This window comes from Vibrio sp. Vb0598, from assembly GCF_033338935.1.
GTDB classification, from domain to species: domain Bacteria; phylum Pseudomonadota; class Gammaproteobacteria; order Enterobacterales; family Vibrionaceae; genus Vibrio; species Vibrio alginolyticus.
Genome location: NZ_JAWOTP010000004.1, coordinates 24834 through 47700 on the forward strand (window position 1 = coordinate 24834; position 22867 = coordinate 47700).

The 22867-nt window shown below is 44.1% G+C and carries 20 protein-coding genes; 8 read left to right on the forward strand and 12 right to left on the reverse strand.

What is annotated here, in order from left to right; all coding sequences use genetic code 11:
• Window positions 1–17: 17 nt before the first annotated feature.
• The 8 genes from R7Q38_RS05755 to R7Q38_RS05790 all read right to left on the reverse strand — a co-directional run bounded on the left by R7Q38_RS05755 (window position 18) and on the right by R7Q38_RS05790 (window position 7906).
• Window positions 18–491 carry a DUF2947 domain-containing protein gene (locus R7Q38_RS05755; protein ID WP_017636094.1) on the reverse strand — a complete coding sequence of 158 codons (474 nt, stop codon included), beginning with the start codon at window positions 489–491 and terminating at the stop codon, window positions 18–20.
• A gap of 13 nt (window positions 492–504) precedes the next feature.
• Window positions 505–1092, reverse strand: a complete 588-nt coding sequence (locus tag R7Q38_RS05760; RefSeq protein ID WP_005376917.1) for an HD domain-containing protein — start codon at window positions 1090–1092, stop codon at window positions 505–507.
• Between the two features lies 1 nt (window position 1093).
• Window positions 1094–1678 (reverse strand): ribosomal protein S5-alanine N-acetyltransferase, encoded by a 585-nt coding sequence (gene rimJ, locus R7Q38_RS05765; RefSeq protein ID WP_213876434.1) that lies wholly within the window; start codon window positions 1676–1678, stop codon window positions 1094–1096.
• A gap of 36 nt (window positions 1679–1714) precedes the next feature.
• Entirely contained in the window at window positions 1715–3259 is a 1545-nt protein-coding gene (tyrR, locus tag R7Q38_RS05770) for a transcriptional regulator TyrR (protein WP_017820442.1), read from the reverse strand.
• 100 nt (window positions 3260–3359) lie between these two features.
• Window positions 3360–4400, reverse strand: coding sequence for a TIGR01620 family protein (locus R7Q38_RS05775; RefSeq protein WP_318114157.1), 1041 nt, complete (start codon window positions 4398–4400; stop codon window positions 3360–3362).
• The gene (locus R7Q38_RS05780) at window positions 4397–5773 is read right to left on the reverse strand and encodes a YcjX family protein (protein ID WP_318114158.1); all 1377 of its coding nucleotides are present in this window, start codon (window positions 5771–5773) and stop codon (window positions 4397–4399) included. The genes R7Q38_RS05775 and R7Q38_RS05780 overlap by 4 nt, the downstream gene beginning before the upstream one ends.
• Window positions 5774–6028: 255 nt before the next feature.
• Window positions 6029–6214, reverse strand: coding sequence for a hypothetical protein (locus R7Q38_RS05785; protein WP_005376906.1), 186 nt, complete (start codon window positions 6212–6214; stop codon window positions 6029–6031).
• 174 nt (window positions 6215–6388) lie between these two features.
• The gene (locus R7Q38_RS05790; protein ID WP_005376905.1) at window positions 6389–7906 is read right to left on the reverse strand and encodes a fumarate hydratase; all 1518 of its coding nucleotides are present in this window, start codon (window positions 7904–7906) and stop codon (window positions 6389–6391) included.
• A gap of 270 nt (window positions 7907–8176) precedes the next feature.
• On the opposite strand from R7Q38_RS05790, the gene pabB reads away from it, so the two are divergent.
• Window positions 8177–9541 carry an aminodeoxychorismate synthase component 1 gene (gene pabB, locus R7Q38_RS05795; RefSeq protein WP_318114159.1) on the forward strand — a complete coding sequence of 455 codons (1365 nt, stop codon included), beginning with the start codon at window positions 8177–8179 and terminating at the stop codon, window positions 9539–9541.
• 365 nt (window positions 9542–9906) lie between these two features.
• On the opposite strand, the gene R7Q38_RS05800 is transcribed toward pabB, so the two are convergent.
• On the reverse strand, window positions 9907–11607 hold the full coding sequence (locus R7Q38_RS05800) for an ATP-binding protein (protein WP_213876432.1): 1701 nt from the start codon (window positions 11605–11607) through the stop codon (window positions 9907–9909).
• Between the two features lie 7 nt (window positions 11608–11614).
• A complete protein-coding gene (locus R7Q38_RS05805) occupies window positions 11615–12154 on the reverse strand; it encodes a heme NO-binding domain-containing protein (RefSeq protein ID WP_005388282.1) in 540 nt (179 codons plus the stop codon).
• A gap of 231 nt (window positions 12155–12385) precedes the next feature.
• On the opposite strand from R7Q38_RS05805, the gene R7Q38_RS05810 reads away from it, so the two are divergent.
• The 5 genes from R7Q38_RS05810 to R7Q38_RS05830 all read left to right on the forward strand — a co-directional run bounded on the left by R7Q38_RS05810 (window position 12386) and on the right by R7Q38_RS05830 (window position 18532).
• Window positions 12386–12985, forward strand: coding sequence for a CoA pyrophosphatase (locus R7Q38_RS05810; RefSeq protein WP_005376901.1), 600 nt, complete (start codon window positions 12386–12388; stop codon window positions 12983–12985).
• Between the two features lie 345 nt (window positions 12986–13330).
• Window positions 13331–14584: an aromatic amino acid transport family protein gene (locus tag R7Q38_RS05815; RefSeq protein WP_005388284.1), complete on the forward strand. Its 1254-nt coding sequence runs from the start codon at window positions 13331–13333 to the stop codon at window positions 14582–14584.
• A 97-nt stretch (window positions 14585–14681) separates the two neighbouring features.
• Window positions 14682–16043, forward strand: coding sequence for an L-serine ammonia-lyase (locus tag R7Q38_RS05820; RefSeq protein ID WP_005376899.1), 1362 nt, complete (start codon window positions 14682–14684; stop codon window positions 16041–16043).
• Between the two features lie 211 nt (window positions 16044–16254).
• Window positions 16255–17970: an EAL domain-containing protein gene (locus tag R7Q38_RS05825; RefSeq protein WP_017820447.1), complete on the forward strand. Its 1716-nt coding sequence runs from the start codon at window positions 16255–16257 to the stop codon at window positions 17968–17970.
• A gap of 94 nt (window positions 17971–18064) precedes the next feature.
• A complete protein-coding gene (locus R7Q38_RS05830) occupies window positions 18065–18532 on the forward strand; it encodes a GNAT family N-acetyltransferase (RefSeq protein ID WP_025767296.1) in 468 nt (155 codons plus the stop codon).
• Window positions 18533–18621: 89 nt separating this feature from the next.
• Here the strand turns inward: R7Q38_RS05830 and queD are convergent, their stop codons facing one another.
• On the reverse strand, window positions 18622–18984 hold the full coding sequence (gene queD / locus R7Q38_RS05835; RefSeq protein ID WP_005376896.1) for a 6-carboxytetrahydropterin synthase QueD: 363 nt from the start codon (window positions 18982–18984) through the stop codon (window positions 18622–18624).
• A gap of 293 nt (window positions 18985–19277) precedes the next feature.
• Between queD and R7Q38_RS05840 the strand changes: the two genes are divergently transcribed.
• Together R7Q38_RS05840 and asnS are read left to right on the forward strand one after the other, a co-directional pair.
• Window positions 19278–20903 (forward strand): methyl-accepting chemotaxis protein, encoded by a 1626-nt coding sequence (locus R7Q38_RS05840; RefSeq protein ID WP_262671882.1) that lies wholly within the window; start codon window positions 19278–19280, stop codon window positions 20901–20903.
• Between the two features lie 189 nt (window positions 20904–21092).
• Window positions 21093–22493: an asparagine--tRNA ligase gene (asnS, locus tag R7Q38_RS05845; RefSeq protein WP_017636101.1), complete on the forward strand. Its 1401-nt coding sequence runs from the start codon at window positions 21093–21095 to the stop codon at window positions 22491–22493.
• A 90-nt stretch (window positions 22494–22583) separates the two neighbouring features.
• Here asnS and R7Q38_RS05850 read toward each other — a convergent pair whose 3' ends face one another.
• Entirely contained in the window at window positions 22584–22808 is a 225-nt protein-coding gene (locus R7Q38_RS05850; protein WP_017636102.1) for a hypothetical protein, read from the reverse strand.
• Window positions 22809–22867 lie beyond the last annotated feature (59 nt).

Sequence of the window (22867 nt, forward strand, 5' to 3'; positions counted from 1 at the left end):
CTTTGCTTTATAACTCGTTATTGACGAACACCGAGTTTCACATTGCCTTTTGAATCAAACCAAAGTGCTTGCGAACGGCGACGTCCTATTAGTATCGGACCATCGTCATAAAAGAGAAAGTTCTTCCAGTGCTTTTTAAAAATAGACCATTTCGTTTCGATGACATTGTACTTCTCGTAGCAAAAGTAAACGGTTACATCGTCTTGCCAATCGATATGTGCCTCAGCTTCCGCTGGCATGTCAGGATCATCCGACTCCCACGCAGCCATCCAATCCACAGTTTCAGACCAATTCGCCTCGTTCATTGGCCAGTCTTGGGAACTTAGTCTATCCATATCAGGGCTTTGAGCACTGATATTTTCTTTCCAAAATTGTGCTGAGCGGGCTTGGCTCATCGGCTTAATAAAAGCCAAATCTTCTTCTGGCACAGGCATCGACTGATGCGTAAAAATCCATTTTCTTTGGTATTCGTCCAAAGGCAAATAAGACATTCAGTCTCCTTTATTACGATTTCAGCCAACCTTTCTCTGTGGCTTCTTCAATCAACTCTTTCGCTTTGTCCCATAAGGTAACAGAGCCAAATTCAATTCGTTTATTAATGGTAAGTGCTTGTTCGCGTGAGACACCATGTTCCTTCCAACTCTGACCATTATTATGGTAGTTCAAGAGCATTGGAATTAACCGATCGAGTGCTTTTGCATACTTAGCATCATCGGTCTGCGCGGCTTCAAATTCATGCCAAAGCGCCAATAGCTCTTGCTCCTGATCGCTGGGTAACATACCAAACAAGCGCTCTGCGGCTCTAATTTCTTTTTCTGCTTGCTCTTGAGACGCAGCAGTATCATAAACAAAGGTATCGCCCGCGTCGATCTCTACTACGTCATGTATCAATAACATTTTCATCACTCGGCAAATATCAACAGGTGCATTCGCATGCTCTTCCATCAATATTGCCATCAGTGCGACATGCCAACTATGCTCACCACTATTTTCGAGGCGCCCTTCAGCACTTTTAACTCGAGTTCGGCGCAAAATGCTTTTGAGTTTATCGAGCTCGATTACAAGTGCTAACTGCTTTTCCAATCGTTCCATACTATCGCCCTTCTGGCTGCCAATTCGGATTAATAAGCGACGTTAGAACGTGGTCTTGCCACTCACCATTAATCAAAAGGTAATCTTTTGCATACCCTTCTCGATTGAAACCTACATGCTCTAGCACAGATTCACTGCGTTTATTGTGAGGCATGTAGCCAGCTTGAATACGATGCAGTTTCTGAACGTTAAACATGTAGTCGCAAGCCATGGTTAATCCACGACGCATATAACCATGCCCTTGCGCTTTTTCAGCGAGAGAATATCCGACGTTACAAGAATAAAAAGGAAAACGACTCAAACTACTAAAGGATATCGTACCTAGCATTTCACCCGAAGAGACTCTGACTAAAAGGCAATAATACCCCAATCCCATTCGATGCAGCTCATTGAGCTTGATAAGCTTTTGCAACCAACCGTTCACTGAGAAAAAAGCCTCTTCACGTTTCGGTTCAAACGGTTTCAGGTATTCTCGGTTCGCTTGAAAATATTCGGCAATCATATCTGCGTCACCGATTTCAGCGGTACGAAGAAGCAAGTCACCGTCCAACTTATGAACGGCGATAGATGAGCTGTTATCTTCCATTACAAATGATTAATTCCGTCTTTTCGTTCAATTCGATTAATTCTTACGTATACCGTAATCACGCAGTTTATTAGCGATTGAGGTATGCGATACATTTAAGCGCTTAGCAAGCTTGCGGCTTGATGGGAATGACTGATACAAACGTTCCAGAACTTGAGATTCATAATCACGCATGATCTCATCCAAAGAACCGTCGATGTTAAGCGTTGCACTACCAGCGCCGACTGACTGAGGCTGAGGTAAATTGAAGTGATCCGCGTTTAGTATATCACCATCCATTTCCGTGAGCGCTCGAAGAACCATGTTATCCAGCTGGCGCATGTTTCCTGGCCACTGATAATTTGCAAGGGCATCAACTAGACCATCATCAAACTCTGGCTTATCAATCCCAAGCTGTTGAGCATGTTTAGCCACAAACAACTCAAGCAATGGTGCAACGTCGTTTGAGCGCTTACGTAACGGAGGAATGCTGAGCGTAAGTACGTTGAGACGATAATACAAATCTTCACGGAACATTCCTGCTTCAGAAAGCTCGGCAAGGTTATGTTTTGTTGAAGCGATGATACGAACATCGACATGCATCTCATCTTCTGCACCGACACGACGGAAATTACCATCCTGTAGAAAACGTAACAGCTTGATTTGAAGGTGCGAACTCATTTCACCGATTTCATCAAGAAATACCGTCCCGCCATTTGCTTGCTCAAAGATGCCTTTGTGGCCTTGTTCATGATTAAATGAACCCGGCGCATGACCAAAAAGTTCGGTTTCTGCTACATCGTCAGGCATCGAAGCACAACTCAAAACTAGGAATGGCTTGCTCGCACGGCTAGAACGGCTGTGGCAAGCTTTAGCAAGCATTTCTTTACCGGTCCCCGTTTCGCCCTCAATCAACAATGGTTGGTCAAGCACAGACAGCTTCTTAGCTTGGTTCATTAGTGCTTTATGACGGTTCGATATACCAACAAAGTGCTCAAAACCCAGAGGATTATGCAGCGGTAGCGCTTCTTCAATTCTGGCAACTTGCTGACTAGAGCGAATCGTCATTAGAGTACTCGCTAGAGTCGAGTTTTGCGCTTCGTCTCGGATATAAACGGGCATCAACTCTAGAACATAGTCCAAGCCATCAATCACAAGGTTTTCCCGCGTTCGACCATTAACACCTTCAGACCAACGAGAGAAACGAACACTTGGTAACAAAGCACCGATTTGAGTACCAATCACTTCTTGCTTGTGAAGGCCAAGCAATGAAAGTGCAGACATGTTTGCCATGTCTACGGCACCTTTAAGATCAATGGCAAAAACCGGATCGGGCAAGTTATCAACTAACGAGAGCAGCTCCGTATTGTGGCGCTCCATCGGCATAAACTGGATTTTACGTACGTCTTTCACCCCCGGAATACGGCGGATTTCAGCCATCAGCTCACTAAACGTATCAAAATCAATATCCGGGCAATTCAAATAGATAATACCGCTAATATCGATTTCGATACCACGCAAGTCGATGCTTTTAGACGCTAAAATATCGAGCAGTTCTCGGGTCAAGCCGAGTCGATCTTCACATAAGACTTCAAGACGCACTTAAAATATCCCAATTCACAACTGTCAGGAAAAGTTGACAGTAGTTTCTATCATGCTTGGAATGGCGTCAAGCAATCCTATACATCAAAGTTGATATTCGTTACGGTTTCATCGTAATTGATGCAACTTTCGCCGCCACTGCCTTGCGTATGGTGCCCAACTTAACCTGACGGTCAGGATACCAGGGTAGTGGACGCAATAAGGTCATCGCTTTCAAGCCCAAACGTGCCGTTAGAATACCAACACCTAGTCCCTGCCCCGCACGAGCAGAAACTTTGCCAGCAAGATCCATCGACATCAAATCCATACTGGCATCAATAGCGAGCTCACTGGCACCAGCCGCCGCCATATTGACAAATACCGATCTTAGTAACTTGATGCGAGAGGCATAACCTAGCTCTACCCCATATACCTTGGAGAGGTTGTCGATCATTTTGAAATTTCGCCAAGCCACCAGCAACATATCAGCGGCAGCCAGAGGGCTCACGGCGACTAGGGCCGCACACTCGGTTGCGTGCTGTGATACGATTTTCGTTGCCAACTTGTCTTGTTGGCTCACCACCATCGAGTCATACATATCAAGAATTTCAGCGTCACTATGAGCAGGGTTAATACTGTTCTGCCAACGATCAAAGCCCGGATTCTCTGCCATCACACCACTTTGTTCTGCTACGGTTTCGCAAAAGTCTTTCCCTTTCCCAACGCTCTCACTATTAACAAGTGCTTCTGCTTCTTCTTGAACACTAAAATGATTTCGTAGTTTTCGCAGTTTCCAAAGCTCTTTACCCATAGCTCCTAAACCAAGCGAAGCGATCGCAGCAATAAACCCCGTCCAGCTTAAGGCCAGCCAATCAGAAGCCTGAATTGCGGTTATAACCGAGTCCACCGCTTGCCAGCCAACCAAACCAGCAAAAGTTGCAAATGCGCCAGTCGCGAGCCATTTTCTGCCCGATTTTGGACGAATGACATGCTCGAGTTGCAATTCCTGTTCGGTCTCTTGGTGCGCTTCTTTAACTTCAACAGGTACAAATGTTTCTTTTTCGCCGAATGTTTGCTGCGCCGTCAACTCCGGTTGATTCGATTGCTGATCTTTTTCCATTACTTTTTCAGAGAAAACTTGTTTTTGCTTCAACTCACTCATTTCAATTTATCTCCAATCAGGTAATCCAGTGCTTTGTCTAAGCGTATGTGCTTCACTGGCTCATCATTCGGTGAGGGCATCGGACGAAACGACGTAAAATCAAACCCGTTGTTTTGCCAATAAGCTGCATTTGGTAGCTTTTTCGGCACCTCTCCGGGAAACATAGTCATCGGCTCACCACCCAATGTTGTTCCTTGTAACGCCGGGATGGTCTTATCTCCAGAGGAAATAAACCCCGTCGTGGTTGCTTGGATGGAAGCGATACTCATGCAGCTCATCTCAATATTCTCGTAGGCTGCCGTTTGCCATGCTGGATGCACCAGTTGTTGGAGCAGAGACACCAAATTTGGGTGCTGATCGGGCGTGATATGATCCGCTTTTGTAGCAGCAAACAACACTTTGTCGATTTTTGGTGAGAACAAACGACGCAAAAAGCTACTACGACCATAGCGGAAGCTATGCGTGATCTGTTCTAGCGCTTGGCGCATGTCGTAAAACGCTTCATCACCGGCATTGAGAGGCTGCAAACAATCCACCAGTACAATCTGGCGATCGAAGGTCGCAAAATGATGCTTATAAAACGCTTTCACTACTTTCTGTTGGTATTCCTGAAAACGGGCTTCTAGCATCGCTAAGTTACTGCCCTTGGGCGCTTTGCTTTCCGAATCAGCACGACACGGAAAAAACTGTAGCACCGGCGCGCCTGCTAGCTCACCAGGTAATACAAAGCGGCCAGGCTGAACCCAATGAAGGCCAGCGTCTTTACAAGAATGAAGGTACTCTGTGTATGTGTGTGCAACTTTCTCAAGTAGTTTCTCATTCACTTCTGCAAAGAGATCCACTTTCTCCAGTTCAGAAAGCCAAGCTTTGGCTAAATCGCCACGCTGGCCTTTAAGTGCATCAAACTGAGTTTGCGACCACGTTGCAAAGTCCATGTCCAATAAAGGCAGGTCGAGCAACCACTCTCCTGGATAGTCGATAATATCAACATTTAAAATTGCGGTTTTACTCAACAGCTTTTTCGTAGTTTTATTTGGTTTGTACTTGAGCGCTAAGCGAATCTCACTCACATCACGTGTCGGTACTGGCCACTGAGGTGGAGTGGCATGAATTTGGCTCATCGCCTCATCGTAAGCAAAGCGTGGCACCATCATATTCGATTGAGGCTCACGCTTCGCCCCAATAAGGCGCTTATCTCTAGCCGCAGTCAAAAGAGGCAAATTGTCATGGGTTGCAGTATGAAGAAGCTGATTCACTAATGACGTGATGAATGCCGTCTTACCGGCACGAGAAAGTCCGGTGACAGCAATTCGAACATTAGAGTCCATACCTCTGTTGATAAAGTCATTAACTTCTTTCTTTATTCTCTTCATTACGCTTCTTTATCTTACTCCACTTTAAAACAACGTTGTCAGCGACTTCGAATTTCGATCTATGAATACTGTTCTATCCCGAATTCTATGAGTTTAACTTTATATACCTTAATAAAAGATGAACAAAACATCCGGCTTAATGCTGTGTTAAAAAAGAAAAGCCCCTGAGTGGTTCAGAGGCTTACTTAATCTACAGCATTAGTAACTCTATATGTGCTGATTACTATGTTAAACAGGAACCCGCTTTCTTTAAGCCTAGTCGTCTTCGATTAACTTATAGATAACAAATAGAGCGATTTCTAAAATCAGCCATAACACACATGTGATGGTCACGTACTTTTCATCAAAGATGCTGATACCGTGAAGAATCAAGTCATAGCCAACAAAGCCACCTATCACTACAGCAAGAATAATTTGTAGAATCTGAATAAAACGAGGCATGCCGTCTCCTAATTATTGTTCGCATAACGTTTGATTGCTATGCCTAAAGGTTTATATCCTTAATTATATAGACAAAAAGTGCAGGTTTCGCTGCACTTTTGTCAATTGTTTGCTAGGTAAATCAGCACCTTGTCACATTCTCTCTACTGAGACGCAGCAAGATTGCCCTTTGCCTTATGCTTCCATCTCTTGAATTTTCACTTTCCAAGTGTCTGGACCGATTTGGTGCGCGTTAACACCATTTGAGTCGACAGCCACTGTTACTGGCATATCTTCAACTTCAAATTCGTAAATCGCTTCCATACCTAAATCTTCAAATGCGACAACGCGAGCTTTCTTGATCGCTTTCGCCACCAAGTACGCAGCGCCACCGACAGCCATTAGGTAAACCGCTTTGTGATTCTTGATAGATTCAACCGTTGCAGGGCCACGCTCAGCTTTACCGATCATGCCCATGATGCCGGTCTTTTCTAGCATCATGTCGGTGAATTTATCCATACGCGTAGATGTTGTTGGGCCAGCAGGACCAACGACTTCATCACCAACTGCATCGACAGGGCCTACGTAGTAAATGAACTTACCGTTTAGATCTACGCCTTCAGGTAGACCTTCGCCGTTATCTAGCATGCCTTGAATACGTTTATGCGCAGCATCACGACCAGTCAGAATTTTACCTGATAGAAGAACCGTTTCGCCTGTCTTCCACTCTTGTACTTCTTCTTTAGTAATTGTGTCTAAGTTTACGCGACGCGTATTTTCGCCCGCTTCCCAAGTGATATCTGGCCAATCTTCTAGTTTAGGTGGTGTTAGCTCTGCTGGGCCGCTACCATCAAGCGTGAAGTGTACGTGACGAGTCGCCGCACAGTTCGGGATCAAACAAACAGGCTTAGAAGCCGCGTGCGTTGGCGCAGTTTTGATTTTAACGTCGACAACAGTCGTCAAACCGCCAAGACCTTGCGCACCGATACCAAGTTTGTTCACGCGATTGAAGATATCCAAACGAAGCTCTTCTTCTGCGTTTTGTGGGCCACGGTCAATAAGCTCTTGAATATCGATGTGTTCCATTAGAGATTCTTTTGCCAATACCGCTGCTTTTTCAGCCGTACCGCCGATACCAATGCCAAGCATGCCAGGAGGACACCAGCCCGCCCCCATTGTTGGTAGCGTTTTTTCTACCCACTCAGCAATATCGTCAGATGGGTTTAGCATCACCATCTTAGTTTTGTTTTCGCTACCGCCGCCCTTCGCAGCGATCTGAATTTCAACTTTATCGCCCGGAACCATGTTGATATGTACGACGGCAGGCGTGTTGTCTTTGGTATTAATACGTTTACCAGCAGGGTCCATAAGTACTGACGCACGCAACGGGTTATCAGGGTTCGTGTACGCTTGTCGAACACCTTCATCTACCATCTGCTGAACCGTCATGTCGGTCGAATCCCATTGCACGCCCATACCGATGTTGACGAAACACGTCACAATACCAGTATCCTGACAAATTGGACGGTGACCTTCTGCGGACATTCGGGAGTTAATTAAGATCTGAGCAATCGCGTCTTTAGCGGCTTGGCTCTCTTCGCGGTGATAGGCTTTTTCAAGAGCTTGAACAAAGTCTAGCGGGTGGTAGTAAGAAATATACTGTAGCGCATCAGCGACACTGCTGATCACATCCTGCTTGCGTATTACCGTCATTACATGCCTCGTTATAGTTATGCTTCCATTATTGGCTTGGCTTCAATCGTGTTTGTTGAGCTTATTGCTCTTTTGAGCTTCGTTTTTTATAAACAATTGTCGAACGGCTGATATCGACACACGAAATGCTGAAGTTGCCTACTTGTAAACCATCTCAAAACCCTATGAATAGAGGGAGTTTGGCTATACAGAGGAATATGATACTCTTGCTGCCCATGACATGCCATGCAGTGAACGATCTCTTTGTCACAAATTACACAAATGAACAACATGGACAATCAATTCATTGATTTTAAAGCGCTGGAATACGCACCAGAGTTTGCTCTTCACCTTTTTTCTCGCATTCAACACCTACCTTGGGCGATGTTGCTGCGTTCTGCATCAAAAACGCATATCGATAGCCGCTTCGATGTGTTGGTCGCCAACCCAATTGCAACGTTAGAAACCACTGCCGACAACACACAAGTTGAAACACCATCGAATGCCTATTCAACTCAAGATGACCCATTTGCGCTGCTTCATCAGTTGCAAGAACAGTGGCTTCCTCACGTAGAGTTAAATAAAGAATTGGATTTGCCTTTTGTCGGCGGTGCGCTCGGTTACTTCAGTTACGATTTAGGTCGCCGCGTAGAAACGATGCCAGAAGTGGCAGAAAAGGACCTCAACACGCCGGATATGGCGGTAGGTCTGTATGAATGGGCCGTTGTTGTTGACCACCAGCTAAAAAAAGCATGCTTAGTCGGTCAGAACATCGAGCAAGCTTGGCAGTGGTTAAACGAGCAAAAAGCAGAACAAACCGTTGACTTCGCATTGTCTGGTGATTGGCAGTCAAACATGACGAAAGAGAGCTACGCCACTCGCTTTGACCAGGTGCAAGAATACTTGTTGAGCGGTGACTGTTATCAGATCAATTTGGCGCAGCGCTTTAACGCACCGTATCAAGGCAGTGAGTGGCAAGCGTATCTGAAATTGGAGTCCGCAAACCAAGCGCCATTCTCAGCGTTTATCCGTATGCCTGAGTCTTCGATTTTGAGTATCTCTCCAGAGCGCTTTTTAGAGCTCAAAGATCGCGTCATTGAAACAAAACCAATCAAAGGTACTCGCCCACGCAGCGAAGATCCAACGAAAGATAACGCTAATGCCCATGACTTGCAGACAGCGGAAAAAGATCAGGCAGAAAACATGATGATTGTCGATTTGCTGCGTAATGATATTGGTCGAGTTGCATCACCGGGTAGCGTTCACGTTCCAAAGCTGTTCGATATTGAAAGCTTCCCTGCCGTGCATCATTTGGTGAGCACCATTCGTGCAAATTTGGATGAACAATACGCTCCTGCGGATTTGCTGCGAGCGTGTTTTCCAGGCGGTTCAATTACGGGCGCACCTAAAGTTCGCGCAATGCAGATCATTGAAGAACTGGAGCCGCATCGACGCAGCGCGTATTGCGGCAGTATTGGCTACATTTCACGCCATGGTCGTATGGACACCAGCATTACTATCCGAACTCTTGTAGCGGAACAAAACAAACTTTACGCTTGGGCTGGCGGCGGCGTCGTGGCAGATAGCGATTGCGCCTCTGAGTATCAAGAAACGTTGGACAAGCTTTCAAAGATTTTACCAGCGCTGCAATCGTAGATTTCAACCGCGGACAACGTCGCTTTAATGCTATTGACGAAAACAATCTAAAATGCCTCCAGAACGGATAATGCCGCTCGTTTAACAGCGAGTGGCATATTTCTGTATCTCATCACCCTGCACAGCGACGAAAGAGCGTGATACAGGTTCTTCTATTCGAGCACTTTGTGGTCAAATTTGTTTCATTACCCGCTCATCGTGCTGCTACTAGATTCTCAGTCTCGCCAAGGCTCGCTAGAATGACCCAAAAAACATCGTTAAATGATCGGCATTATCCAGTGTGGTGCGTTTTTTTGTGTGTTTTATTTGCATGTACTTTAGCTTTTAGCCGTTGGCTAACAAACATACTTTTTAAGAGGCAGCGTCTACTGCTCAAGCCACTTACACATAATCTGTTCGATATCGGTTGCGGTGTACGGCTTAGTGAGGATGTCGTCCATGCCTGAATCAATGCACTTTTGACGCTCTTCGATGGTAGTGCCAGCGGTTAATGCAATAATAGGATGAGTAAAGCCACGCTCTCTCAGATACATCGTCGCCTCATAACCATCCATTTCTGGCATTCGGCAGTCCATGAATATCAGTTCGTAGTCTTTACTTTTCACCGCTTCTAATGCTTCTTTGCCGTTGGCTTTTAAATCAGGTGTAATGTCGAGTTTTTTCAGCATTTGAGTAACAATGACTTGATTCATTCTGATGTCATCAACCACTAATATTGAGCGTCCTGCTAAATCGCTTCGCTCTATGGTGACCAATTCCCCCTCTGCTGTGCCTTGTGCTTGCCCTTCATCAAGAGGAATAGCAACTTTAAAAGTTGTCCCTTTGCGCTCTTCACTCTCAAAGCTAATTTGACCTTGCATCAAATCCACGAGATTTTTACAAATCGCGAGACCTAAACCTGAGCCTTCAAAGCTGCGTTTCGCTGAGCGATCAACTTGGACAAATGGATCAAAGAGTGACGGCTGTGCTTTTATTGGGATGCCAATACCAGTGTCTTCAACCTCAAAATAAGCCGTGCCGTTAAGCCATTCCACCCGTAACACGACGCCACCCAAGTGAGTAAACTTAATCGCGTTTCCCACCAAGTTAACCAAAATTTGTGTAATGCGCTCTAAGTCACCGACTAAAAATTCCGGGATCCCCAGCTTTTTGTCGATAGAGAAATGGATGCGTTTTTCCGCAGCCTTAGCTGCAAATACACCCATGATGGCTTTTTCAAGTTCCTCCCAGGCAAAGACTTTATGTATGATTTCCATCATACCGGCATTCATCTTACTGAAATCAAGAAGATCATTAATGATAACTCTCAATAAGTCCCCTGATTGAGTCAGATTGCTCAAGTATTGACGCTGCTCTTCTTCTAATTGGGTTCGACTCAATAACTCCGCACTACCCAATACGCCATTGAGAGGAGTTCGCAGCTCATGGTTAATCATGGCGACAAACTCCTTCGTCGCTTTTTCTGATTCCTCAGCCCGCTTTCTCAGCTCGACCTCTCGCTCTAAACTTAAGTGTCGACCAATAACACCATGAACTAAGTCAGACACGAGCTCCATCTGTTTGGAAATAAAAGACTGATCGATTTGATCTTGCAACACAGAGAAAATCAACTCCCCAACCGTTTCCCCATCAATGATAACTGGCAAATGCAAATTCTCTCCCTGCCAATTAGGAGTGGTGAAAATCTCGTTGTTATGACGAAGCTGTAAGTGACCAAAGTGATGACGACGCAATGAGCTCAGCTTTGTAGCGTCAAGAAACAAGTAAGCCGCAGAAATGATCGAGTTAGAAGTGAGCTGCTCAATAAAGCTCGCTATCATTGCTTCATCGAACGTGCTCGATAAAAAAGTACGACCGAACTTAATCAACGTGGCATCAATTTGCTCTTCAAACTCAAACTTACGAAGATCCTTTTTAGATTTCAGCTCTAGCTTTTTCAATGCAACACTGAGTTGCTGGTTGGATTCATATAACTCTAAGCTTTTCTGTTCCAACAGCTGCTCAGCTGCTTTTCTTGATGCAACTTCTCGTTTGAGTTTCCTTTCTAATGAGGAACTTCCCGTCATATCGTTCTTATTGAGCCTCTAACCAAAAACGTACTTTGCTGCCATCTTCTGACTGGTTTTGATGTTTGATATGAACTACCTCACCAAAATGTGCAGCACAACCTTTTATCAATCCTAAGCATACGTGAGACATACATCTTGCGCTGTGGTAGTCAAATACCAATTGGGATTGGTTTTCACTAATGAAATCAAATTGCGGAGGGTTAGCATCAGGATAGAGCTTCTTAACTTCGACATGAATAAAGTCTTCAACATGGCGAACAAATTGAAACGTCGTTTCACACTGTTGCAAACTGGCGTGACTAGGAATAGAGCGAAGTAAATTCAAAAAAACGCACTCTCCAAACACCTCTTGCAGTTGCTCGGGGGGAACACCAGATACTTTACTGAGATTCACGATCAACTTAACCAAGTCTTTGTGATCGTAACTACCAACAGCGGTGTAAACACCTTCATCGTTAGAAAGGTCGAGAACTTGGTCTAACACATCAAGACCGAATTTCTCTTCCACTAACTCCATGAACTCGGTGAAAATAATCCCTTTCATTGGCCAATACTTGCCCTATAGTGACGTCCTAAAATAAAGAATGGTGTATAACCTTATAAGTTTCAAATTAATATGTTCAAGCAGAGTGAGACACACAACACAAAGAGGGAAAGTGCTGGCGAGTGTTTTAATGCGAATGCTTTATTTGGTAACCAGTAACGATAACGCCATACGCTTTGCCGTCTTTGAGTATAATAGATAATGGTTAGGCACGATAAATAAGGACTCAGTTTGGTTATCGACAAAACTCATTTACTACAGAACTTTCAATTTCGGCTTCCAACGGGCTACCACAAAGAGTCCCTTGCACGACTGAAATGGATGAAAGAAAAGTCCCTGAGAGATGCGGCAGTCTTAATCGGTTTTGTGGAACGCGATGACGGGTTACAAGTCATTCTGACTAAGCGTGCAGCCCACTTACGCCATCATCCGGGACAAATCAGCTTTCCCGGTGGCAAATATGAGCAGGAAGATATTCAGCTCGTGAATACAGCTTTAAGGGAAACCAAAGAAGAAGTTGGGATAGAAGATGAGCATATTCATGTGTTTGGTCAACTGCCTACACTACCAACGATTAGTCAATTTAATGTGACACCTTTTTTGGCTTTTGTTTCTCCGGAATATAAAACGCATATTGACCCAAATGAAGTAGAGTCAGTTTTTGAGGTTCCTGCCAACCATATTCTGAACCCCAAAAAATTGTATAGCACCAAATTTGACCTAAAAAGAAGCAGTCATCGTGTATTTGCTATCCCATATAGACAGCATTTCATCTGGGGCATGACGGCACAAATTATCGAATCAATGCAAAAACATATTATTTCACATTAAACAGTTGTTGATATCGGTGCTTTTATAGGCGCGATCATTATGCGCATCAATATTAATAAAACGTTGCTTCATAAACATTCATTCACATTAGATTAATTTTCCATTTTCACCGCAAACGCTTGCGGTGAAATAAATTTATACAAACAGCCCTATTGATAAGTTTTTCTAATTTCACTCATTAGCAGAAATCACGAGTAGCACATCATTTTCGTGATAAAAAGCAGGTTTTTGACATATCATTCAATAAGCGTAAGCAATAAATGATTTAGATCTAATTTTCCTAGTGTAAAATCTTGCAAAATTACTCCCGACTTATTTCCTGTTCCCAAAATGAGTAACTAAAAAATGAATACAACTACTTCTGCGGTTTCTACCGCACAATCGTCTAGTAAGTTTTCTTACAAAGACTTTACCTGGTGTCTGTCCCTTTTTGGTACGGCAGTAGGTGCAGGTGTACTGTTCCTTCCTATTAAAGCAGGTGCAGGTGGCTTCTGGCCATTAGTAATCCTAGCCCTAATCGCAGCACCAATGACTTGGTTCGCACACAAATCTTTAGCTCGTTTCGTTCTTTCTGCGAAAAACCCTGAAGCGGACATCACCGACACAGTAGAAGAGCACTTTGGTAAGACTGGCGCAAACCTTATTACGTTCGCTTACTTCTTCGCTATCTACCCAATCGTACTTATCTACGGTGTTGGTATCACAAACACAGTTGACTCTTTCCTAGTTAACCAAATGGGCATGGAATCTATTCCTCGCTGGCTACTTTCTGGTGCACTTATTGCTGCAATGACAGCAGGCGTAGTATTCGGTAAAGAGCTTATGCTGAAAGCAACTTCAGCAATGGTTTACCCTCTCGTGTTCATCCTACTAGCACTGTCTGTATACCTAATTCCTGGTTGGAACACTTCAATGATGGAAGTGTCGCCTGACTGGGGTGCAATGCCTGCTATCGTATGGCTAGCAATCCCTGTTATTGTGTTCTCTTTCAACCACAGCCCAATCATTTCTCAGTTCTCTAAAGAGCAACGTCGTGTATATGGTGATGACGCAGTTAAGAAAACTGACGCTATCACTGGTGGCGCAGCAATGATGCTGATGGGCTTTGTTATGTTCTTCGTTTTCTCTGTTGTACTTTCTCTGTCTCCAGAGCAACTAGCAACAGCGCAAGAGCAAAACATCTCTGTTCTTTCTTACCTAGCAAACGTGCATGAATCTCCACTGATCTCTTACATGGGTCCATTGGTTGCTTTCGCAGCGATCACCTCTAGCTACTTTGGCCACTTCTTAGGCGCGCACGAAGGTCTAGTTGGTCTAGTGAAATCTCGTTCAAAATCACCAGTAAGCAAGATCGAGAAGATGTCTCTAATCTTCATTGTAATCACAACTTGGATCGTTGCTATCGTTAACCCAAGCATCCTAGGTATGATTGAAACAATGGGTGCACCGATGATTGCGGCAATCCTATTCTTGATGCCAATCTTCGCAATGCAAAAAGTTCCTGCGATGGCTAAGTACAAAACTTCAGCACCTGTGCAAATTTTCACAGCAATCTGTGGTCTTGCTGCAATTAGTTCTGTAATCTACGGCGCTCTTTAATCATCTCTGCCCAGTGCAGTATGATTAATCCAAAAATATAACGATAAAATTAAGCCTCCCAACTCCCCTTGGGAGGCTTTCTTCTGAGGTAATCGATATGATTAGTGTTTTTGATATCTATAAAATCGGTGTTGGACCTTCAAGCTCACACACTGTAGGCCCAATGAAAGCGGGTAAAGAGTTTATTGATGATCTTCGTGCAATGGGAAAACTGCGCGACATCACTAAAATCACCGTTGACGTTTATGGATCACTATCACTGACAGGGAAAGGTCACCACACAGATATTGCTATCATCATGGGTCTTGCAGGCAACACTCCTGAGAAAGTTGATATCGATTCTATCCCGGGCTTTATCGCTCGTGTAGAAGAAACTGAACGCCTTCCTGTTGGCATGCACTGTCACACAGTATCGTTCCCACGTGAAGGTGGAATGAACTTCCACAAAACAAACCTAGAGCTACACGAAAACGGCATGCAGATCCACGCTTGGATTGATGACGAAAAGGCGTACTCAAAAACTTACTACTCTATCGGCGGTGGTTTCATCGTTGATGAAGAAAATTTCGGTAAAGAAGCTGAAAACCCAGTAAAAGTACCTTACCCGTTTACAACGGCAGAGGAACTGGTTAACCAATGCCACGAAAGTGGATTGTCCATCAGCGCACTAACCATGAAGAATGAGCATGCGCTTCATTCAGATGAAGAAACTCGTACTTATTTCGCGAACATCTGGCGCACAATGCGCGAGTGTATGGATCGCGGTATGAATGAAGAAGGTATTTTGCCTGGTCCACTGCGTGTGCCTCGCCGTGCAGCAGCACTTCGCCAGCAGCTACTTACTTCAGAAAAGACGACAAACGACCCAATGTCTGTTGTTGATTGGGTAAACATGTTTGCTTTCGCAGTAAACGAAGAGAACGCAGCAGGTGGCCGCGTTGTCACAGCACCAACTAACGGTGCGTGTGGCATCATCCCTGCGGTACTGGCTTACTACGATAAGTTCATCCAAACTGTGACTGAAAAAGATTACATCCGTTACTTTGCGGCTTCTGGCGCAATCGGAGGTCTTTACAAGCGTAACGCGTCTATCTCTGGTGCAGAGGTTGGCTGTCAGGGTGAAGTTGGCGTGGCATGTTCTATGGCAGCAGCAGGCCTTGCTGAGCTTATGGGTGGTAGCCCAGAGCAAGTATGTATGGCAGCAGAAATCGCGATGGAGCACAACTTAGGTCTAACGTGTGACCCAGTTGCAGGTCAGGTTCAGGTTCCATGTATTGAGCGTAACGGTATTGCGGCAGTAAAAGCAATCAACTCTACTCGTATGGCACTACGTCGCTCTTCAGCTCCAACTGTTTCTCTAGATAAGGTTATCGAAACCATGCTAGAAACAGGTAAAGACATGAACGCGAAATACCGCGAAACATCTCAAGGTGGTCTAGCAATCAAAGTGATTTGCTAACACGCCTTTCTGAATACCAATCAAAACCCGAGTTTATGCTCGGGTTTTTTTATACCCCAAAAACCCAGGAGAATGCGTTATCAGGACAAGTAAAAAAAACCTAAAACGTTGAATATATCCAAATATTATGGATATCTCAGTAAAAAATCACATCTCTTCCCAAGCTTTATTGATAACGTAGCCAAAAATTAAACTTGGAGCACATCAACACATGATTAGGTTTGAAATTGGAAACCAAATCTGCGTTTGCTTGTCCGAAAACGAAATATCTCTAGAGCTCAATCAGTCACTCCACCACTCCATTCCTGTCAACCCAAATGAGTACGCCATTCTGTCAACTATCGCCACATACGGCAGTTTAAATACGCCGATTAGTCAGCGGTTAATAGAAAGCAAAATCACTCAACAATACAAAATGACACTGCCTGAAAATGGCTTTAAAAACGCGGTGGCCGCTCTAAGAAAGAAATTTCGCAAGCTCACGGAAGAACATTTAACCACTAACAAAAACATTATCGAAAACATTCACCGGACCGGATACTTCATCCCTTTTACTATGCAAAACAACCATCAGAATGGCATCGAACATCAACAGAAGATCAATCAATACACAACCAATAGTCTTCGCAAAGCGCTTCGTATTTGCTTGCGTAATAAAAAGATCTATTCAGAAGCAATGTGGGTTGTGTTGATCACTGCGATCATTTTCTTTGCTATCTGTTACTACGCGATAAACAGCATCGTTAAACATAATTATCTGGATAACGCCTTCGAAATTGCAGAGAACCTTTCCCGTAGGAGTTGCTTTGCTAATGAAAGCGAACTGAAGTCACTATTTGATAATGTGAAGTTGGTGGAATCGAGCATGATGCTAGATCGTTTCAATATTCGATGCTTAGTCACTCCAGAAACCGTTGTCCCTGTCAGCAAAAAAGCCTTTGAAGAGTGGAGTAACAATAACAATTACACGACCCAATCATTTGACTTAAATAACGCAACCGTTTTGGTTCGTGTTAAAAACATTAACTTATCCGACAATGTTGAAAATCATATTTCACGTTTTTTTCTTTCCGGTATGAAGCTATCAACGAATACCGGAACGTCGTTAGAGATTGGTAACACCAATGAACGCTTCTTCAATTATCACGTAAAGAATAGTGGCTATAAAGAGGTGTATTACATCTCTGGACCGTTTCAAAGTATCATTCTACTGAGCTTACTTTTTCTCATTATACTGCGTCACCGCTCCCTACAAGCCTTTATGGCTTACTTGTGCGCAATTCGACAATTCAAAATAAAACTGGAACCGATTTATAACACTTCGGCACAAAAGATTGTGCACTACGAAGCCCTCTCCCGGTTTAAGGTAAAAAATACGCAACGGTTTATTGAAACACTGATCCGCAATGGATTGCTGCTAACTCATACCTTACTGGTGATTGATTCCATCTACACCAAACAAAAAGCGTTGCCCATCCCTATCAGCATTAACGTTTGTCCTTCTTTGCTGCGAGGGCGTAACTTTTCAATCCTATATAGAGAGCTATCTAATCGGGATTGCCGTTTGCTGACAATCGAAATCACAGAAAATGCATCGATGTACTATACCTCTGAGATTTATGGCAATGTCGCGAAACTAAAAGCTCTGGATTGTAAAATCAGTATTGATGACTTTGGCACCGGCAATAATAATGTGGCGCTTATCAGCAAGCTGAATCCGGACTACCTCAAAATCGACCGAGAATTTGTTATTGGCCTAAAATCTGATGATAAAAAGATAGAAACCTTGCGTCAGTTAATTGCTATGGGCAATACGTATCGCTGCACGGTCATTGTTGAAGGCGTAGAAACGGCAGACAGTGCTCACTTACTCACAACATTGGGCGCCTATATTCACCAAGGTTATTATTACCCTCTTCATTGCTAGCTTTTCTTCACTCGGTTAGTTACTTAAAATAGATTTAATACTCTATAAAAACTCGTGGTGGCATAAAGGTATGCCGCCAATTTGTGATTGAGCGATGATTGCGATTAAACCCACCAAACTGAAAGATTTTTCAAGTTTGATGCAATTGGATGTGCAAGAAGAGCAAAAAGGATTTTTTACGCCGTTTGAAATGGCTTATCAAAAACGTAGTAAGTCAGAGGCGTTCTTTACGATTTATTCTGATGACCTATTAGTAGGCTATCTTGTTATCGATAAAGGTTTCTCCCAACATGCGCCGTTTGCTAAACGATACGAACTGGAGCTTAAATACTTGATGATTGATCAACGTTTTCAACGTCAAAGGGTTGGGAGTGAGGCATTGCGTAAACTGTTCCTTTATGCGTATACCATTAACCCTAAAAGCACCTCTCTTTGCGCCACTGTCCCACAAAGTCAGCAATACGCTATAAGTTTTCTTGATGCGTGCGGATTCATTAATACAGAGGAAACAACATTGGGTGATAATGAAAAAGAATGGATTCTACGACACCCATTAAGCTAGCAGGCGAAGCATAATCAAAATTGGGGCATTCAGATACAACAAAGGCAAGCTTCTCGCTTGCCTTTGTTTAATGCTCAATAGAAAGTGACTTATTCGCCTTTGTAAATACAACCAGCTGTGCACGTTTCTTTGATTTCTACTTTACTTAGCAGTGGTAAGCTTGGCTTAAGCTGCTGCCAAATCCATTTTGCTAACACTTCGCTAGTCGGGTTCTCTAACCCTTCAATGTCGTTTAGGTAGTAATGGTCTAAGCGATTGTAAATTGGTTTAAATGCAGCTTTGATCTCTGCAAAATCCACTACCCAACCTGTATGTGGATCAACTTCACCTTCTACATAAAGACGAACAAGGAAAGAGTGTCCGTGCAAACGACCACACTTGTGACCTTCTGGTACGTGTGGCAAATGGTGTGCTGCTTCGAACATAAACTCTTTGTATAATTCTGTTTTCATCTTGATTCTCAGGCTTTAAAAAGACAGGCAATACTAAGGAATTCGCTGCCAAGAGACAAGCGTTACCCCATACAAGCGTAGCAAAAACTTCCGCTGGTTCCTGGCCTCTTTGCTATCACTCACACCAAAGCGCCGTATTTCTGTCACGCGCCAAACATTTGATTACACAGCACTCACATCACAATTACATATCCCCAACATGTGTGGGGTCACAATCATTCATTTCGTTGTTCGCAGTGCGCATTTGTGCACATTAATATTGTGCAGTTCGTTCCAATTACACTTATAAATTTATGCGCTCAACTATCACTTTTAAGCTCTTACTGGCGTTAATTGCTGTCTTCAGCTGCGTTCTAGCTGCCTCTACGGCTTACCAATACCATCAACAAAAAACCTTAATCAATGATGTTCTTAGTGAACAACTCCATGATAAGGCTAGTAATTATTTCGATAGCCTAAATATGATGATGCTTACGGGCACCATGTCGCAAAAAGAAACCTTACGGCAAAAGGCCCTGGCCCAAGAAGGCATTGAAGCAGTTCGCGTGTTGCGAGCTGATACTGTGACCAAACTTTACGGACCTGGGCAACAAAACCAGCAGCCTGTCGATGATATTGATCAACGAGCGTTGAATGGTGAACTGGTGATTGAACCAATCTCAGCCGATTGGGGCAAAGGGTTAGTAGTCGCGCTACCAATGAAATCGAGCGAAAATTACCGTGGCACCAACTGCGTTTCTTGCCACGTTGCACCAGCAGGAGAAGTGTTGGGCGCGATTCGCTTGGAATACAACATGAATCATGTCAATTCAATGATCAGTAAACAGGCAATGTTTGCGATGGGAATAATGGCCGTAATCGCATTTGTGGGCTTCATCATAACGATGAGTTTGATTCAAAAAATCATTGTACGACCAATTCAAAGAACGGCGAAATTCATGTCGAATGTGAGCCATAGCAAAGATCTATCTCAACGACTGATGCATCACCAACAGGATGAAGTGGGCCAACTTTCTACAGCCATCAATTCATTCATGGACACGGTCTCCGAAAGCTTAGAACGTGTGCAAGACACCTCTCACTCACTTGCCGACTCCGCGAGTAAACTAACTGCTGTCGCGCAGTCCACAGATAAAGCGGCCAATAACCAACAGCTAGAGACCAGCGAAGTACAAAGCAATATCACCGATATGCTGCAGCAACAAACTGCGGTTGAGGACTCGACTAACAACGCTACTGTTTTGGTCAATCACACCGTTGATGTCGCCACTCATAGTGCAAGCCAAGCACACAATGTAAGTGAAGACATCAAACAACTAGTAAGTAACATTGATACCGTACGGGAAAAAATCAGCTCTCTAAACCAAAGAACCGAAGAAGTGTCGTCCATTCTTGTGGTTATTAAGGGTATTGCAGAACAAACCAATCTGCTCGCGTTGAATGCTGCTATTGAAGCCGCCCGAGCCGGAGAGCAAGGACGCGGTTTTGCGGTCGTCGCGGAAGAAGTGCGTAACCTGGCTTCTAGGACGGCTGAAGCCACTGGTAATATTGAACATATCATTTCTCAATTCCAGCAAGGAAGTGAAGAGTCATTAACTTCTGTTGATACCGTCTGCCAGTTTGCTCATCAACGCTCTGTCGATGTCGAGGCACTATCAGCCACAATGCATAACGTTGTTGACGAAATGCGCCAAGTGCTCAGACATGCAGAAGATATCCAAAACCAGACGCAAACCACATCTGATGTAAGTCAGCATATTCAATCTAAAATAGATGTGATCACACTGCATGCTAACGACACATCGCAATCAGCATCGCACACGCGTGATATTAGTGTTGATTTAGAGCATCTATCCGAACGTTTAGAGCAATTACTAAACCAATTCACACTTTCAGAGCACAAAAGAGTGAATAAATAGAGAGATTCTCCCCATCAAAACGAATATAAAGGTTGATGCGAGCGAATTGACAGGTAATATGTCTCGTTGAATCTGTAAAATGCTACCCAACTCAGCTCTTAGCTTGTTTTTTGAACAAAAATGTTATTAGACAAGTACTTTAAGTAAGCGTTGAGTTGAATTTTTACCTCAATGGAGAATATTGAAAACATGACTTACGCGCCTGTATCAGACGTATTGAAAGGTCAGCTAGCAGTAGACAGCGAAGTGACTGTTCGTGGCTGGATCCGTTCACGTCGTGATTCCAAAGCTGGAATCTCTTTCCTTGCCATATATGACGGCTCTTGTTTCGACCCGATTCAGGCCGTGGTCCCAAATAATCTTAATAATTACGAAGACGAAGTATTAAAGCTAACGACTGGCTGCTCTGTTGAAGTAACTGGTAAGATTGTTGAATCTCCTGCAAAGGGTCAAGACTTCGAACTTGCTGCCACTGACGTTAAAGTGGTTGGTTGGGTTGAAGATGCTGAAACTTACCCAATGGCAAAAACTCGTCACTCAATCGAGTACCTACGTGAAGTTGCGCACCTACGTCCGCGCACAAACGTAATCGGTGCAGTAGCACGTGTACGTAACTGCCTATCTCAAGCAATCCACCGCTTCTACCACGAGCAAGGTTACTTCTGGGTATCTGCGCCGTTGATCACGGCTTCAGATGCTGAAGGCGCTGGTGAAATGTTCCGCGTATCTACGCTAGACATGGAAAACCTTCCTCGCACTGACGCTGGTAAAGTGGACTACAACGAAGACTTCTTCGGTAAAGAGACGTTCCTAACCGTATCTGGTCAGCTAAACGCAGAAGCTTACGCTTGTGCGCTAAGCAAAGTTTACACTTTCGGCCCTACTTTCCGTGCTGAAAACTCAAACACAAGCCGCCACCTAGCAGAATTCTGGATGGTTGAGCCTGAAGTTGCGTTCGCAGAACTGGATGATGTAGCGAAACTGGCTGAAGACATGCTCAAGTACGTGTTTAAAGCAGTGCTTGCAGAGTGTCGCGATGACCTTGAGTTCTTCGCTCAACGCATCGACAAAGAAGCAATCACTCGTCTAGAGCAGTTCGTTTCTTCTGACTTCGCGCAAGTTGACTACACTGACGCAATCCAGATCCTTCTTGATTCAGGTCGTGAGTTCGAATTCCCAGTTGAATGGGGTATCGATATGTCTTCTGAGCACGAGCGTTTCCTTGCTGAAGAACACTTCAAAGCACCTGTAATCGTTAAGAACTACCCGAAAGACATTAAAGCATTCTACATGCGTGCTAACGATGACGGTAAAACAGTTGCAGCGATGGACGTTCTAGCACCGGGCATCGGCGAAATCATCGGTGGCTCTCAGCGTGAAGAGCGCCTAGACATTCTAGATGCACGTATGCGTGAAGTGGGTATCGATCCTGAACATATGAGCTGGTACCGCGACCTACGTAAATACGGTACAGTGCCACACGCAGGCTTCGGTCTAGGCTTCGAGCGCCTAGTATCTTACGTAACTGGTATGGGCAACGTTCGTGACGTGATCCCATTCCCACGTACTCCTCGCTCTGCGAACTTCTAATCACTTTTTAGTGATATTGAATTAAAAAGACCTCCCATGTGGAGGTCTTTTATTTGTACGAATGATTTTCTAGCAACCGGTGTATGCACTCTAGTTGTTATTTTCGTCGTCATCCTCATCTGCTCGCGCTGCGTATTTTACTCCAACCACACACAAGCCAAACATCACAAATGGGATAACGGCAGCAGTGTATTCCGTCCAAACCATATGAGAAAAAGATTTCGCCAATATCAAGTGTGCAAACACCAACAAAAATGCGCTAAAAATAGCAACACCCATCAACCTAAGTTCATGCTTTACCAACTGCTTTTTCATTACGGCTCCTAACCTAAATGGTTGTCTGCCCATGATTGAAACACAGCTTCGGTATCGTC

What these genes read in the sequence shown, in the direction of transcription:
- R7Q38_RS05785 (WP_005376906.1), bottom strand. Translation starts at nt 6,214, where the DNA reads ATGCCTCGTTTTATTCAGATTCTACAAATTATTCTTGCTGTAGTGATA.
- rimJ (WP_213876434.1), bottom strand. Translation starts at nt 1,678, where the DNA reads ATGGAAGATAACAGCTCATCTATCGCCGTTCATAAGTTGGACGGTGAC.
- R7Q38_RS05800 (WP_213876432.1), bottom strand. Translation starts at nt 11,607, where the DNA reads ATGACGGGAAGTTCCTCATTAGAAAGGAAACTCAAACGAGAAGTTGCA.
- R7Q38_RS05790 (WP_005376905.1), bottom strand. Translation starts at nt 7,906, where the DNA reads ATGACGGTAATACGCAAGCAGGATGTGATCAGCAGTGTCGCTGATGCG.
- R7Q38_RS05760 (WP_005376917.1), bottom strand. Translation starts at nt 1,092, where the DNA reads ATGGAACGATTGGAAAAGCAGTTAGCACTTGTAATCGAGCTCGATAAA.
- R7Q38_RS05775 (WP_318114157.1), bottom strand. Translation starts at nt 4,400, where the DNA reads ATGAGTGAGTTGAAGCAAAAACAAGTTTTCTCTGAAAAAGTAATGGAA.
- asnS (WP_017636101.1), top strand. Translation starts at nt 21,093, where the DNA reads ATGACTTACGCGCCTGTATCAGACGTATTGAAAGGTCAGCTAGCAGTA.
- R7Q38_RS05780 (WP_318114158.1), bottom strand. Translation starts at nt 5,773, where the DNA reads ATGAAGAGAATAAAGAAAGAAGTTAATGACTTTATCAACAGAGGTATG.
- R7Q38_RS05805 (WP_005388282.1), bottom strand. Translation starts at nt 12,154, where the DNA reads ATGAAAGGGATTATTTTCACCGAGTTCATGGAGTTAGTGGAAGAGAAA.
- R7Q38_RS05815 (WP_005388284.1), top strand. Translation starts at nt 13,331, where the DNA reads ATGAATACAACTACTTCTGCGGTTTCTACCGCACAATCGTCTAGTAAG.
- R7Q38_RS05840 (WP_262671882.1), top strand. Translation starts at nt 19,278, where the DNA reads ATGCGCTCAACTATCACTTTTAAGCTCTTACTGGCGTTAATTGCTGTC.
- R7Q38_RS05850 (WP_017636102.1), bottom strand. Translation starts at nt 22,808, where the DNA reads ATGAAAAAGCAGTTGGTAAAGCATGAACTTAGGTTGATGGGTGTTGCT.
- pabB (WP_318114159.1), top strand. Translation starts at nt 8,177, where the DNA reads ATGGACAATCAATTCATTGATTTTAAAGCGCTGGAATACGCACCAGAG.
- R7Q38_RS05830 (WP_025767296.1), top strand. Translation starts at nt 18,065, where the DNA reads ATGATTGCGATTAAACCCACCAAACTGAAAGATTTTTCAAGTTTGATG.
- R7Q38_RS05820 (WP_005376899.1), top strand. Translation starts at nt 14,682, where the DNA reads ATGATTAGTGTTTTTGATATCTATAAAATCGGTGTTGGACCTTCAAGC.
- queD (WP_005376896.1), bottom strand. Translation starts at nt 18,984, where the DNA reads ATGAAAACAGAATTATACAAAGAGTTTATGTTCGAAGCAGCACACCAT.
- R7Q38_RS05825 (WP_017820447.1), top strand. Translation starts at nt 16,255, where the DNA reads ATGATTAGGTTTGAAATTGGAAACCAAATCTGCGTTTGCTTGTCCGAA.
- R7Q38_RS05755 (WP_017636094.1), bottom strand. Translation starts at nt 491, where the DNA reads ATGTCTTATTTGCCTTTGGACGAATACCAAAGAAAATGGATTTTTACG.